Source organism: Phyllobacterium sp. A18/5-2, assembly GCF_025452215.1.
In the GTDB taxonomy this organism is placed as follows: domain Bacteria; phylum Pseudomonadota; class Alphaproteobacteria; order Rhizobiales; family Rhizobiaceae; genus Phyllobacterium; species Phyllobacterium sophorae.
On sequence record NZ_CP104967.1, the window covers coordinates 993,920 to 1,008,120 of the forward strand.

Consider the following 14,201-nt stretch of genomic DNA (forward strand, 5'->3'; position numbering starts at 1 on the left):
TAAGATCATGCACCAGACAGAGGGGTAAGGAACTCGACCAGATGGAAAGGCACTCATCTTGCCTCGTCTCGCGCCGCAGCAAGACGTTGCGTTTGGATAAGGACGCTGGCGCAGGAGGGGCGGGATGAAAAGGTTCATGAACGTGGCCGCGTCAATGGTTGCCGAAAGTCTCGAAGGTTTCGTTTCGGCCCATGACACGATGGTCATGTTCGGTGCAGGCCGGAAATTTGTTCGGCGCCGTCATCTTGCTCCCGGAAAGGTTGCAATCATATCGGGCGGAGGGGCGGGGCATGAGCCAATGCATGTCGGCTTCGTCGGACACGGCATGCTTGACGCTGCCTGCACCGGTCACATCTTTACCTCTCCAAATCCTGATCAGGTCATTGCCGCCATAGCAGAAACCGACACCGGAGCAGGGTGTCTGTTGATCGTCAAGAACTATGACGGTGATGTCATGAATTTCGAGATGGCCGCTGAAACGGTGTTGGGGCGCCACCGGATTGAGACGGTCATCGTGAGCGACGATGTTGCTGCGCAGGGCGCGGCGCGTAGAACCGGTCGTCGAGGCGTTGCTGGAACGCTCATCGTCGAGAAGATTCTTGGAGCAGCCGCCGAGGCCGGATCGGATCTCGCCGGGCTGAAGGCGCTGGGTGACCGGCTGAGTACGCAAATTCGCACCATGGGCGTAGCTCTCAGTGGCGTTACCGTTCCCGACACGGCGCGTGCCACCTTTACCCTGGAACCGGATGAGATGGAGGTCGGGGTGGGGATTCATGGCGAACCTGGACTTTACCGCCAGAAGATCGCTGATGCGGACACAATCGCCAGCATGATCTGCAGCACCATACTTGCAGATATGGGGCAACACAACAGCGACCAGGCATTGCTTTTGGTGAATGGCTTTGGGGGAACCCCGACTCCAGAGCTCTACCTCATCTACAATGTCGCCCGTCGCTTGTTTGAAGCCAGCGGCATCCGGATCGTAAGATCTCTCGTTGGGACCTACGTGACCTCGCTGGATATGGCCGGTCTCTCTGTCACCTTGTCGCTCCTTGATGAGGAGACATTGCACCTTTGGGATGCACCTGTTTTGACGGCTGCACTGCGGTGGCTCCGTCTTGACCCAAAGTTCACTTTGGAACAGAGGACGTTCATTTGAGCTAAGATGGATGGATTTGGGCCGAATAACTTTTTAGGGGCCCTCGTGCGAAGGATTCACGCTTCGGATGCAAGAGGGAAACCGAGGGTGTCCGCACGAGCAGCAGACATCGGCTGAAAAGGACCGTCGCCTATTGTAAATAAGATGGCTGATAAAGACTGCCAAGCATACAAATCAGAACCGGACAGAAAACCCGGCAGGCGAAAAGTGCCTGCCGGGGCAAGATCATAACTATTTGGTGGCGTGAATGATTATCGTCCCAAAAGATACCTTTGGCGCATCCACACCAATGTGTGCTGCATTTTTTGAAATCCACTCCTTGGCAATTCGGATACTCTCTTCAGTACCGGCCTTGTCCTGACATACGGTCATCGACAGGCCACCATCGCTCTCAGTACTGCGTGCCAGGGTGTAACTCACAAAGCCCTTGACCGAGCGTATGGCCTTTTCAACGTCTGACTTTTTCTCTTCCAGCAGTGAAAACAGCTCTTTCGAGCCCTTACCTGAATAAGTTCTTACAACGACATCCATGATGGATTCTCCTCTGCATAGCCGTTCATTGTGTGAACGTGCATTCTGGAGAGCATCGATCCGAACCAACGGTTCCGGTCCTGCTGACCGACTTTGCAGTATAGTCCTGCCATCCACTGAAGACGATGCAATAATGAGCTTGGACGTCTTCCGCGTTATGCCTCCTACTCTCATACAGCGGGCCACCGCTCCAAGGAGATGTTTCAGGATAGATGGATCGAAAGCCGCGCAAGTGTCACTGCCGGGACCTTGCCCGAGGATCGACGTTCGGACACTGTGAAAACCTAACCTGCAGGCCCGGTGTAGCCGATCGCATTTGGCCCGCCATTCATCTCTCGAAGCTTGGTTACATACTGTTGCGGACGGAGCCAGATGCCGGGAGTCTTATACCCCATGGAGCGCGCAATGTTCCCAACGAAGGCATTGCAGTTGTTGACTGTCGCTTGCCAAAAATGGGAACGGGCCTTTAGGTCGCGGATGTAGGCAACGACTTTGTTGTATTCGGTTTCGCTCAGCATAACGCGCCAGCTCGCCGACCTGAACCTGTCATCCAGATCACCGTCGCTCTCCCCAGTTTCCGCCGGCACGGGTATGTAGTGGCCCAGAACATAAGGAACGGCACTATTCGAAGCCGGGGCAAGGCCGGCCACTTCGCGATCGATCATCTGGCCTGCCTGGTCCAGGCGCCCAAAAATCACGTAGGTGTGGCCGTAGGTGAGGGCATAGCGCGAGCGGAACTCAATGAAGTAACGGCCTTTCGTCTGTTGCGGTGTTGCCGTGGTCGAGGGAGCGCCGACCGCCATGGAGCCTTGATTGTTGTAGGACACGACGTTCGGCTTGATTGCCGCATCCGGCGCACATCCCGCTACCGCGAGGGTAAGCAAGGCTGCAAACAATAAACGACCACTTGTAATCATCATCACGCTCCTGAACTCCAAAAAGGCGCGGCAACCCGCCCATACCCACGCCCGAGGATCAGACAGCCGCGCCGTGGGTTTGAGCCGGCCAAGTCCAGATCACATATTCATGGGGGAGGGTAGAGCCAGCGTCTCCATACTGAGCGAATGTCTTGTTTTTGAATCCTGCTCATCTGACGATACTTCCCCAAGACGAGTCGGCTATCGACCGTAACGTAGCACAAATAGGAGTGAAAGCCAGGGTTTGGCTTAGGGAAGGCACAGGCTCATTTCAGCGGTCTCCAAAAACTCGGACAGCGGTAAACCCCTCTTTTATGGCTGCGTCCTCGGCAAGGGAGCTGACGCCGCGGATGTCAGTCTCACTTGTCGCCTGTGCGGCATGAACCACAATGAGATTATTGATCATTCACCCTCGTGGGTGAGCAATTTGCGCGCCTGGCGTGGTATCGCCTTCGAGGGTCATTTTCATGACTTGGGGGCAGCGAAGATGCGTTGCTTTGCATGGCCTTAGTATTGATGACGGCCGCGCCCACTAATGAAATGCCAACTTCAACGCATCGTGTCGAATTTGGCTGCTTTTGCAGCAGTGTTCACATTGGCCGCTTTGCCGCCTTTGCGGAACGCAGCTTATCGGTGATCATCAGGCGCGTTTCGGCGGCTTTGCACAGAACGTCGAGGACGAACCCGCCCTGATCTCGGCATCCAACTTCAATCGCTGACTAACCTCACATCTCATTGATTATAATGAATATTAGTGAATCGCGACTTATTGCTGACCTGCCTGGCATTGATGCACACTTGCTGATCGATAGTCGTGGGTTGGGTACCTAAGCTTCCGGATGAGCCGAAATTTATCCTGAGTTGGACCGGATTTTGGATTCGAAATCTTTGGAGTTCGCAAAATCTTGATCTTGCCTGTGGCGGCATTGACGCTGGATGTTTGGGGAGCGGTTCAGCGGTACAACCTTGATTGCATGCAGGTTTCGCGCTCGCCGCGGCAGGTCTCGATCGCTGACACGTATTGGGTCAGCCTGGTTCCGGGCCACTGCCCTCAGGAACGGAGAAATACATGTCAAAATATAAAAGACTGACCGACTACCTGGCGGCTCAAACGCAGCGCGAGCTTGTCCTTGAATTCGAAGAAATAGCACATATAATCAATGGCTACCTTCCGAAGTCGGCAGAACGACCACAATATTGGGAGAAACATGCCGGCAACAGAGCATCTCGGCAAGGTGGTTACAAGACGTACCTCCTGCAAGGTCAGGACAAGGTGCGCTTTGTTCGAACGAATTAGATGTTTGCTCCCCGCATGTGTGGATGGGGTTTAACCTGGCCCGCGTAGTAGCTGGTCGGTTCAGACTTTGCAGATGGACGCGTCGGAAGACCACCGAGACTCCTCAAATCATTTGGCGAAATTACAGGCATCGAAGGACGTTGGCGAACTTGCAGCCGGTCATGCTTTCCTAGTGGCAGGAAAGCATATCCGACAACGAATTGTCTGCCTGCCAACAGATCTAACAAATCACAGTGGGATAAGGGCAGTGGGGCCCGACGTAAGCACCAAAGCAGTGAAACGCGCAACGCCGAGCCCCGTGCCAACACCGGCGTTGGCATTTTGGTGCATTGGCTAACGGGTATCAATCAATCGCAGCTTCGCTAGAATTCATTACTGTCGAGTAAGTTGCCGCGGTCTCTGATTCCCCGATGCTGTGAAACGAGTGCGCGTTTGGCGCGCTTTGCCACAGAGAGGAAAAAGAAAATGGAACCTGAAATCCTATGTCCTCAAGGATGGCCCCGATTAGGACCAACTGCTGATCTCGCAGACAACGACACAAACTGTTACGGCGTTGTGACGTCCTTCGCTGGCGGATAACCGTCGTCCCCTCCTGCTTTGACAAGCCCCGCGCGCAGGTGATCCACGTCGGATTGCTGCGCGTAGTGCAACGTGGCGAGGAAGGATTCGACGGCGAATTCGGGCTGGAGCGTTTTAACCCTCTTCATATGCGCCGCAGCAGCGGTCTCATCGCCAAGCCAGCCGTAACATGCTGCGACGAATGCGTGCTGGATCTCATCCATGACGGACAGGTGCATGAATGCTTCGATCGCTTCGCCATACTGATGGGCAGCAAAGTGTGCTTTGCCAAGATGACTCCAAAATCTTTCAGGGTGATGTGGATTCAGCCGCATTGCCTTGCGGATCCATTCGATTCCCTCTTCGGGCCGCCCCAGCCAGGTCAACAGTTCCCCTTGCTGTACCACCACAAGGTCGTAGTTGGGATTGAGGGAAAGGGCGCGCTCCTGGTGATAACGGGCGGTGGTCAGGGCGTTATTGTTCACACTCACCGCGGCCAGAATGCGGTGCACGTCGGCATCGTTGTCATCCAGCGCCAAAGCCCGATCCAGCGCCGCAACAATTTCGCCCCACACGGCATCCTTGTCTTCGCACCAGCCGTGGACCCAGGCCTGGCCAAGAATGCACGCCCGCCAAGCATGGGCATGGGCATAACCCGGGTCGAGCGCGACGGCTCGGTCAATCAGGGACTGCGCCTCCCGATTGTCTGCAACTGTGCCTCTGTGATGCAGCACCTTGGCGGCTAGCGCGCATTCATATGCGATCATGTTTGCAGGTTTTGTCCGCGCAAGCTGGTCGCGCTGGGCGGCTTCGACGCGTCCGGGTAAGGTTGCGGCTATCGCCGCTGTTATTTCATCCTGGATCGCAAATATGTCGTCCAACTTGCGGTCGAATTTATCCGCCCAGATATGAGCTGCATTGGCTGCGTCGATGAGCTGGACCGTTACGCGCACCCTATCGTCGATCTTGCGAACGCTTCCTTCAACCAGGTATTGAGCCCCGAGTTTCTCGGCGACTTCGCGCACATTTACGGCCCGGTTCTTATATACGAAACTGGAGTTGCGTGAGATAACGAACAGCTCGTGGCGGCGAGACAATTCCGTGAGGATGTCTTCGGTAAGGCCATCGGCGAAAAACTCCTGATCAGGGTCGCCGCTCATGTTGTTGAAGGGCAGAACCACGATCGATGGTTTGGAGAAAGAACGCCTTGCATCGAAATCCGCCGGCTGAGCGGGCAAAGCAGAGTGCTCAAGTCCGATACGAAACAGACGAACAGGACGGCTTATATTTTTTAGCGTCTTCTCACCCAAGTCCTCGAGGGAAACTTCGAGACGATCGGCGATTTGTGTTGCGACCGCGGCGGTGACGCAGATACCGCCCACGTCGGCAAGTTGTTCAATACGAGAAGCAATATTCACACCGTCGCCGAAAATGTCCTCGTCTTCGAAAATAATGTCGCCAAGATTGATGCCGATCCTGAATTCGATCCGCCGATCCTGAGGCACATCCGAATTTCGCCGCTGCATGCGCTGCTGGATCTCCACGGCGCACTTTACTGCGTCAGTCACGCTCTGGAATTCCACGAGCATGCCATCGCCCGTCGTCTTAATGATCCGGCCCTTGTTCTTTGCGACGGCGGGATCGATCAATTCTATCCGGTGCGTTTTTAGGCGGGCGATCGTGCCTACTTCATCGGCCTCCATGAGCCGGCTATAGCCTGCCATATCGGCTGCTAGGATTGCGGCTAGTCTCTGCTCCATTGATTTGCCAACATAACGATAAACCGATGCGCTTTCGGTTCGGGCGATCACAGCGCGTCTGGCGCGATTTTATAGCACCCCAATGAAATCGCCTATCTATTTTAGCGTTGCCTTTTAAAAGTAGCGCGGTGCCGCACGGCCGAGTGCAGCGGGCGCGGCTCGCAAGACGAGAGCATCTTCGATGAACGCGGCGTCAGTTTGAGCCGTTGTGCAACAGGTAGTCCGCTTTGCGGCCTCAGCTTTCAACGTCAATCGCCGATGACATATCCATCGCATCGGGGGGCGCCCTGCTGCCGGGCGGGGCGCGCGGGCGGCGCACAACGGTCCGGTTGATCCTCCCTCCGGCGCGGCATCACGTTCGGTGGGCCGGGCTATTGCGTGTCAACGGAATAACCACCCGATACCAAAAGCGATAGCCACGCCTGTAAAAAACACAACGCCGTAGACCAGCAAAGACCAGTCTTTTGTTGGCCGGTCACTATTGTCGTTTGAGTTGTCTCGCATTGATGCTTATCCCCCATTCCGAGCCAATGACGTATGATTAGACTTGGGAAACCCAAATACAATGTGACGTTTCCATACATGCGCATGAAGCCAGGTAGCGCCCCGGGCGCGAGGCCAGTGACGCTCAAATGTATAACTTTATCCCTCGGACATGTCGGAGACCGATTATATAGACATGGCCTATACCACGCATGAGGGTAAAGCTCGCGCTCGGCGCTCGCGGCAGTCCGGGGTCGATTGAAGGACCCAGCATTCGGCCGTATGTCCCCGCCATAATATCGCTCGCGGCACACCTATGACGTGGTGCTCGACACTGATTTCGACCTCCTTACAAGTCGCTGAACCCAACGCGGTTCGATCCTGAGGAAAGGATGCCGATCGCATCCCAGCACGCTTCCCTCGGGGGGCTCGGTCCCGCCAAATCTCCCTAGACGGCAGCACCTGAGCAAAAAAATAATTTCGGCGGGGAACTTGAGGGGATTGCCGTGGTTCGCCACCCAATAGACCTCGTCCTTCAACGCAGAGCGTTGGCGAGAAATTGGGAGACCACACATGCAGGACCATTCGAAAAATCCGTCTAAATCCAGCCCCACGGCAGATCACCCCACCGCGCTGTCCGGGACCATTGAAACAAAGACGAGCTTTGAGGAGCTCAAGCGCAAAGCGGCTGACGACGTTGGAACGGTAAAAGAAAAGGCGAAGGCACAGGTGCGTGATGCAGCTGACAAGGCTGAAAAAATTGCATCGAAGCAAAAGAATATCGCCGCCCGTTATGCGGGCTCGATAGGCTCTGTCTTGGAAAAGGTGGGTTCCGAAATGCAGGGAGCCGATGATGCGGCCATAGGGAAGTACGCGAAGGAGCTGGGTTCCACAATCCAATCGTTCGCCAAAGATGTCGAGGACCGTAAGCTCAGCGATGTTGCGGGTATGGCCGAAGACTTTGGCCGCAAGCAGCCGCTGGCATTTCTTGGCCTCGCTGCATTGGCCGGATTGGTGGCCAGTCGGGTCCTTACAGCATCCGCTCATAGGCGCGCTCCTGCCGCTTCGAGTCCGGGCTCGACGCAAGGCGGCTCCAACACGCAAAGGGAAGGACAACGCTGATGTCCGATTTTAATCAAAACAAACCACTCCCCGAGTTGATCGGGGGTCTGCTTACCGATGTGACGGGATTGGTTCGCAAGGAGCTTGAACTTGCCAAGACCGAAGCTTCAGAAAGTTTATCGCGGGCTCTTGGTGGTATTGAGTTGTTAGCCATCGGCCTGGTTTTCGCGATAGGTGCGCTCGGCGTGCTGTTGAGTGCCCTGGTAGCCGGGCTGGCTGCGTTCTTGATATCGCAGGGATTCACTCAATCTGCAGGAAATGGCCTATCGGCCCTTATAGTCGCTCTCTTGGTGGGTATTATCGCCTGGGTCATGATTTCCAAGGGGATAACTGCGCTTCGGGCAAACAATTGGACATTCGAGCGCACTACAGCCTCCATTGGCCGCGACGCCGAAGTGGTGAAGGAGAAAACGTCATGACATCCTCTTCTGAAAGACAAAGCGCAGCCGAAATTCAACGCGATATTGAGGATGACCGTCGACGGATTGGAGAGAGTATAGACGTCATTCAGGAACGGATGTCCCCAGGCCAGTTAATCGACGAAGTGCTCGGGTACCTGAAGAGCAGTGGGGGAGGCGCGTACGTCGCCAACCTTGGTAACGCGGTTAAGAACGATCCAATACCTGTCGCACTGATGGGAGTAAGTTTGGCTTGGCTCATGGCGGGGACGAGTACTGGCCGAGTTGACGAAAGCAAATCGATCAGTTCATTCGACAAACTGCCTGAGCATCCTCTGGCGACAGTCGAGGGAGACATCCGGTGGATGGGTCCCGCACTGGATGAGGGGGACGCACAATACATGCACTTTGCCGACAGTGCCGGCAACCGTTTCAGAGCCTTGACCAATCATGCGGGCAAACGTGCAGGCCCGTTCCTGGACGACAGCGGCAAATCCTATCGGGGATTTGCCGATGCCGCTGGCAACCGCATTGAAGCCATCAAAGACCAAGCGGGTGCGATATGGGATGATGCATCGGACTGGCTATCTGACACGTTTCAGCAGGTCAGCGATGCGGCGGCTGGAGTGGCGGACCGTGTAAGCAGCCAGGCCCGGTCTGTTGGAGACACCTCCGCTTCTGCGGGAGCCGCGATACGGGACCAGACAAAAAGGCTTAACGAAACGATCCTCACGCACTTTCGCGACCAACCCCTGGTTGGGGGTGCGCTTGCCTTTGCAGTCGGTGCTGCAATTGGGGCGGCCCTGCCTCACACAGCGGCAGAGGATGCCGCCGTCGGAGAAGCAGCGCAAAACCTGAGAGACAGTGCTTCCGAAAAGGCGGAAGAAATTATCGACAAGGGCAAAGCCGCAGCGTCTGACCTTTATGAACAGACCGTCGATGTTGTAGATGATGTTTACGATGCCGCCATCGATCGGATCAAGGATTCCGGCAAAGCTGGTCAATCGTAGAGATCGGGTCGGATAGCCGCGCTTTGAAATGTGAGGGAGAATTTCGACTCCGAACGAGCGCCGAATGTATACATTGGTGTAGGCCATCGTGAGGCAACTGCAATGTTCGCGCAGACGACGTAGAAAGCCCGGCTAGACGCTCACAGCTTCGGCCTCCCGGTGATCTGACCGCGCGACCCCAGGTGCCTTAATTGTCCAACACCAACATTGGGCGCCAAGGTACCCGGCGGAATGACGATCGGCCGGGACAAGCGGAATTTTTCAGGCCAGTCGCTCTGCCACCTGTTCGGCGGCCCGTAGCCCGCTTTCCCAGGCCCCATGCGCGGTGGAAAAGTCTGAATTGTGTGTCGCCTCTCCCGCGAAGAACAGTCGATCGCGAATCGGCCGTGCTAAAATCTGGCGGGCGCCCGCTTGTCCTGGCAGCGCATGGCTGTAGGAGCCGCCTATCCAGTCGGTGCGACACCAGGAAGAGGCCGCGAGCGGGCGCAGATGGCGACGGATATTACCGCCCAACAGCGCGGCCAACTCATCCAAGGCAAAGGCGAACGCATCCAGCAATCCGGCGCGCTCAATCACCTCGGCGCCGGTCCCGCCGAAGAATCCCTCAACCACCGGTCGGCCGAGCGGGCGAATATAATAGCTGCCGGTATCGCTCTTGCGGGGATTGCCGAGAAGGTGGGTTTCGGCCTCCAGCCCGTGGTTGCCATGCAGTTCGAAGAAGAGCTTGTCAGCAAGGCCAAGCGGCAACTGGCTCGATGCATGGATGTGATCGTCGGCATCCGTGTCGAACGCGATCGCGCCGGCAGCAAGCACATTTGTCGATGCTGTGATGACTGCTGTGCGGGCGGCGACCGGGCCGCGGTCGGTGTCCAAGCGGACGCCGCGATTGGTCAGCGCGATGCGGCGCACAGGACAAGACAGCCTCAGCGTCACATCGGGAACGCTCGCCGCGATAAGCTTGCCATAGCCTTCGCGCACCCGCCAGTTGCCGTCGCTTGCCGCATCGTCGTAAGCAAGGAAATCGGTGATCGATAGCCGATCAAGTGGGGCGCCGTTCATGTATCCGCTTAGCGACTGGCAATAGGCGTTCCATTCGCCGTTCGGCGGCAATGCGTCGGCTGCCCGGTCACTCGCGGGGGGATTATTTCTCATCCGACTTGCAAGCGCATTCCACGCCGCCGCTGCTGCGGTCTGATCTTCGGATGCGAAGCCGAGATCATGCCATTGCATTTGCCATGCCGTCGGTCCGCGCGCGATCGTAAACCCACTCGCGCGGCCCACGGCTATGAGGGGATTGCGCTCTGCCGAATGTAGCCAGCCACAACCCATATCGAGGGGGATTCCGCCCAGTTCGATGGTGCAAGCGCGGCCGCCTACGCGGTCGCTGGCTTCAAGCACAATAACGGCCCGGCCGGCGGCAGCCAGTGCGCGTGCCGCAGCAATTCCAGCAGCCCCTGCGCCGACAATCGCAATCTCGTAATTCATCGTCGCCCCTGCGCCGTGAAGCGCTTCATTACCCGTCACGCGATAATTTTTATAGGGGAATCGCTCCCGCTTCAACGCGCGCGAAAGGCTGCTACTATGTGATGATGACTTTCTTCGAAACACTCGTTGCGTTGCTTGCGGTCGCCATCTTGCTCTTGCAGGTGACGCGTCGCATGCACCTGCCTTACCCCGGCATCCTTGCCGCCGCAGGCGTGGCGGTGGCGATGCTGCCCGGCGCGCCCAGCATCCCGATCGATCCGCCCACCGCACTGGCGCTGTTCATCGCGCCCGTCCTCGTCGACTCGGCCTACGATTTCCCGTTAGCCGCGGCGCGGCGCATGCTCCTGCCGCTGTTCTTTTACGCTGTGATGGCTGTGCTGGTCACGACCGGCGTGGTCGTCTCGATCAGCACGCTGACCGTCGGGCTACCAATCGCGGCGGCGATCACGTTGGGCGCAATCGTTGCGCCGCCCGATGCCGCCGCGGCCACGGCGGTCCTGTCCAATTTGCCGGTCGCCCGTCGTGTGGATGCCTTGCTCAAGGGTGAAAGCCTGTTTAACGACGCGACTGCGCTGCTGCTGTTTAGTGCCGCGCTGACCGTTCAGGCGCGGGGCGGGTTCGATACCGGGACGGTGCTTCAACTGGCGTCCGCGGCACCCGGAGGGATTGTGTTCGGTATCGCCTTCGGATTTCTGGTCTCGCGGCTGCGGCCGGTAACCGAAAACACAGTCGGCGGCACCCTGCTTCAGTTCGTCTACGCGTTTGCGACATGGCTGATTGCGGAGCGATTGCATCTTTCGGCCGTACTGGCGACGGTGGCGAGTGCGATGACGATCGCCACGCTTGCCTCGGTCGGTGATTCACCGCGCATGCGGGTGCATTCGTTTGCGGTATGGACGACGGTCGTGTTTTTGTTGAACGTCGTGGCGTTCCTGTTAATGGGATTGCAGGCTCGCCGCATCGTCGAGGCGATGTCGGCCGCCGAACTGCAGCGAGCGGTTGGCTTTGCCGCGATTGTCGTTGCCGGCGTTATTGCGGCCCGTCTGATGATTGCGTTCCTGTTTCACGCTATCGTGGTCCATCGCCATCGACGCGGCCATGACCTGGCACCCTTCGCACCGGGCGAAACCTTGCTTGTCGGATGGGCCGGAATGCGCGGGCTTGTCACGCTGGCCACAGCGTTCGCTTTACCGGCAAACTTTCCCGAACGGGACCTGGTTGTCTTGACGGCCTTCGCCGTTGTGCTGGCGACATTGGTTATCCAGGGTGCCACTCTGGCGCCCATGATCCGATACTTCAAGCTCGGTCGAGGGGCCGAGGCGCGCCAAGAGCTTGAGGCGGCGCGAAGGTCGCTGGCCGAGGCCGCGCTTTGTCGGCTTGATAAGGAGGAGGGCGCCGAGGCTGAAGCCATCCGCCAGGCTTACCGGGCGCTTCGCGACGGGAGTGATCCTATGCAGCCATCGCCGCTTGATCGCCGCCGCAGCCTGTCAGTCGCCGCAGTGCTGGCGCAACGCCAACGCCTTGAAGAGCTGCGTGATGCCGACCAGATCGGTCCTGGCCAATATCTCGAACTCCAGGAGGACCTGGACTGGAAGCAACTTGCGGCCGCTTCCGACGAAGATCGGCGGATTACTGAAAGTTAGGGCGCGGCGTGATGCGGTCGGGACGGACCTGTCCGGCCACAACGTCGAGGTGGTTCTGGTCGGCAACCGCCTCGATAAAACCAGGTCCACACTGCTTTGCGAAGTAAAAGCGGAACGTTCGCGAGGTCCTGGTTGCGCGCCCTCGAACGACAGATGCGCGGTCGCTGCGGCCACATTTTCCGGGCTTGGCAGCGACCAGTGGGCCTCATCGAAACGCTATGCTCGTGGTTCAAGCCACATCGCGATACCAGCGAAGCAGATGTCCACAGCATCAACCGCGATCCTCCTGTTTCCCATCAAGGATGGAAGCCGACTGAGCAAAATGCTTTATCGAGAGTCCACGATCTGCGAAGTAACATCGGAGCGCCTCCGGATCCTGCTGGTTGGCCGCCAGCGCGACATAGGTGTCGGGCCGCAGCAAATACATGGCGCTGCGGGCGAGTCCCGTTCCCAGATATGCCTTCTGCCAAGGGAAAGTATGGAGCGGAAGTCCATGACGGTTGCACCAGTCGCGCAGCCCCTGGCTGGATTGACCATAAACATGCACTTGCCAGCCGATCGAGTGCAATGTCGCGAAATTGTCGGCGCTCGGTGCCCATGGAAGGCGATCGCCGCCGCTGACATCTCCAGCCTTGCCTTGGCTGAGGGCGCTGTCGTGGTAGGCGATGACGAGCTGCGACACAGCACTGAACATATAGTGGCGCGCTGCCGCGAATTTGAAGAGCGTGGGAACGACCAGGGGGACAATGCGCGTGCGAATGAAGTCGGCCGCCCGTCCTTGCGCAGTCGCGAGTGTGAAACCTTTGTCGGTGGTCGCCACAAGCTTTTGGGCAAAGGCCCGGCGCTCCGTTTCGTAAGTATCCAAAAGGGCAGTTGACGCTTGCCCCGCCAAAACGGCCTTCAACTTCCACGCCAGGTTGATGGCGTCGCCAATGCCCGTGTTCATGCCTTGGCCGCCGGCTGGACTGTGAATGTGCGCGGCGTCGCCGAGGAGGAAGATGCGGCCCTTGCGGAAATGCGCGGTGACACGGTGGTGGACGTGATAGGTCGAGAACCAGTTGACCTTGCGGATCTGCACTTTCATGTGCTCGATAGCGCGGTCACGGACGTCTTCGAACTTGAGGTTTTCGGCGTGCGCCGCCCGCTCGTCGCGGACAGTCCCGATCAGCCGCGCGCGGCCTTGGCCCTTCAACGGGAAGACCGCGAGAAAATCTGCCTCATCGAGGTCAACATGCAATTCGCCGTCCAAAGCGGGACCCGTGGCATCGACGTCGGCGACGTAAAACACCTGTTGGTAGGTGCCGCCAGGAAAGCCAGTCCCCAGTGTCTGCCTGACGATAGAGCGGGCGCCGTCACAGCCGGCGAGATAACCCGTTTCGCACGCCTCGTTACCATCCGGTCGACATAGCGTTGCCATGACGTGATCCCCCGCGTCGGTGAAGCGTTTAAGCTCAGTCCGTCGCTCGACCCGCACCTCGAGCGCCTCCAGACGGGTGATGAGCAGGCGCTCGTGCTGATCCTGCGGGTAGATGAAGGGACCATAAGGGGTCAGTCCTTCGGCGAGGGTTTCGAGAGGAACGCGCGTTGCCTTTTTGCCTTGGACCCACAGATTAATGCCAGCCACCTTGTGGCCTCTTTCCAAAATCTCCTCGGTCAGGCCGACTTGGCGATAAAGCTCGAGCGTTCGCGCCTGGACGGCGAGCGCACGTGACGTCGTTCGCGGTTCATCGGTCTTGTCTATGATGCGAACCTTCACGCCTTGTTTGGTTAGCCACAGGGCAAGCACCAGGCCCGTCGGACCAGCGCCGACAATCAGGACATCGCTGCGCTCCATCTCA

11 protein-coding genes are annotated in these 14,201 nt (G+C 57.8%); 6 read left to right on the forward strand and 5 right to left on the reverse strand.

What is annotated here, in order from left to right:
• The first annotated feature begins 124 nt into the window (after positions 1–124).
• On the forward strand, positions 125–1,159 hold the full coding sequence (dhaK, locus tag N8E89_RS23415) for a dihydroxyacetone kinase subunit DhaK (RefSeq protein WP_262262201.1): 1,035 nt from the start codon (positions 125–127) through the stop codon (positions 1,157–1,159).
• A gap of 231 nt (positions 1,160–1,390) precedes the next feature.
• Here dhaK and N8E89_RS23420 read toward each other — a convergent pair whose 3' ends face one another.
• Both N8E89_RS23420 and N8E89_RS23425 read right to left on the reverse strand, forming a co-directional pair.
• A complete protein-coding gene (locus N8E89_RS23420) occupies positions 1,391–1,690 on the reverse strand; it encodes a hypothetical protein (RefSeq protein WP_262262203.1) in 300 nt (99 codons plus the stop codon).
• 284 nt (positions 1,691–1,974) lie between these two features.
• Positions 1,975–2,610 (reverse strand): hypothetical protein, encoded by a 636-nt coding sequence (locus N8E89_RS23425; protein ID WP_262262204.1) that lies wholly within the window; start codon positions 2,608–2,610, stop codon positions 1,975–1,977.
• 1,066 nt (positions 2,611–3,676) lie between these two features.
• Between N8E89_RS23425 and N8E89_RS23430 the strand changes: the two genes are divergently transcribed.
• Positions 3,677–3,904, forward strand: a complete 228-nt coding sequence (locus N8E89_RS23430) for a DUF7662 domain-containing protein (protein WP_262262205.1) — start codon at positions 3,677–3,679, stop codon at positions 3,902–3,904.
• 545 nt (positions 3,905–4,449) lie between these two features.
• On the opposite strand, the gene N8E89_RS23435 is transcribed toward N8E89_RS23430, so the two are convergent.
• The gene (locus N8E89_RS23435; protein ID WP_262262206.1) at positions 4,450–6,222 is read right to left on the reverse strand and encodes an adenylate/guanylate cyclase domain-containing protein; all 1,773 of its coding nucleotides are present in this window, start codon (positions 6,220–6,222) and stop codon (positions 4,450–4,452) included.
• 1,056 nt (positions 6,223–7,278) lie between these two features.
• Here N8E89_RS23435 and N8E89_RS23440 point away from each other — a divergent pair.
• From N8E89_RS23440 to N8E89_RS23450, 3 genes are read left to right on the forward strand one after another with little or no spacing between them, the layout of a single operon-like run.
• On the forward strand, positions 7,279–7,827 hold the full coding sequence (locus N8E89_RS23440) for a nutrient deprivation-induced protein (protein ID WP_262262207.1): 549 nt from the start codon (positions 7,279–7,281) through the stop codon (positions 7,825–7,827).
• Positions 7,827–8,246 (forward strand): phage holin family protein, encoded by a 420-nt coding sequence (locus N8E89_RS23445; RefSeq protein ID WP_262262208.1) that lies wholly within the window; start codon positions 7,827–7,829, stop codon positions 8,244–8,246. The genes N8E89_RS23440 and N8E89_RS23445 overlap by 1 nt, the downstream gene beginning before the upstream one ends.
• On the forward strand, positions 8,243–9,235 hold the full coding sequence (locus N8E89_RS23450) for a DUF3618 domain-containing protein (RefSeq protein ID WP_262262210.1): 993 nt from the start codon (positions 8,243–8,245) through the stop codon (positions 9,233–9,235). The genes N8E89_RS23445 and N8E89_RS23450 overlap by 4 nt, the downstream gene beginning before the upstream one ends.
• Positions 9,236–9,496: 261 nt before the next feature.
• On the opposite strand, the gene N8E89_RS23455 is transcribed toward N8E89_RS23450, so the two are convergent.
• On the reverse strand, positions 9,497–10,720 hold the full coding sequence (locus N8E89_RS23455; protein ID WP_262262212.1) for a flavin monoamine oxidase family protein: 1,224 nt from the start codon (positions 10,718–10,720) through the stop codon (positions 9,497–9,499).
• A gap of 104 nt (positions 10,721–10,824) precedes the next feature.
• Between N8E89_RS23455 and N8E89_RS23460 the strand changes: the two genes are divergently transcribed.
• Entirely contained in the window at positions 10,825–12,363 is a 1,539-nt protein-coding gene (locus N8E89_RS23460) for a cation:proton antiporter (protein ID WP_262263306.1), read from the forward strand.
• A gap of 271 nt (positions 12,364–12,634) precedes the next feature.
• Here N8E89_RS23460 and N8E89_RS23465 read toward each other — a convergent pair whose 3' ends face one another.
• Entirely contained in the window at positions 12,635–14,197 is a 1,563-nt protein-coding gene (locus tag N8E89_RS23465; protein WP_262262213.1) for an FAD-dependent monooxygenase, read from the reverse strand.
• Positions 14,198–14,201 lie beyond the last annotated feature (4 nt).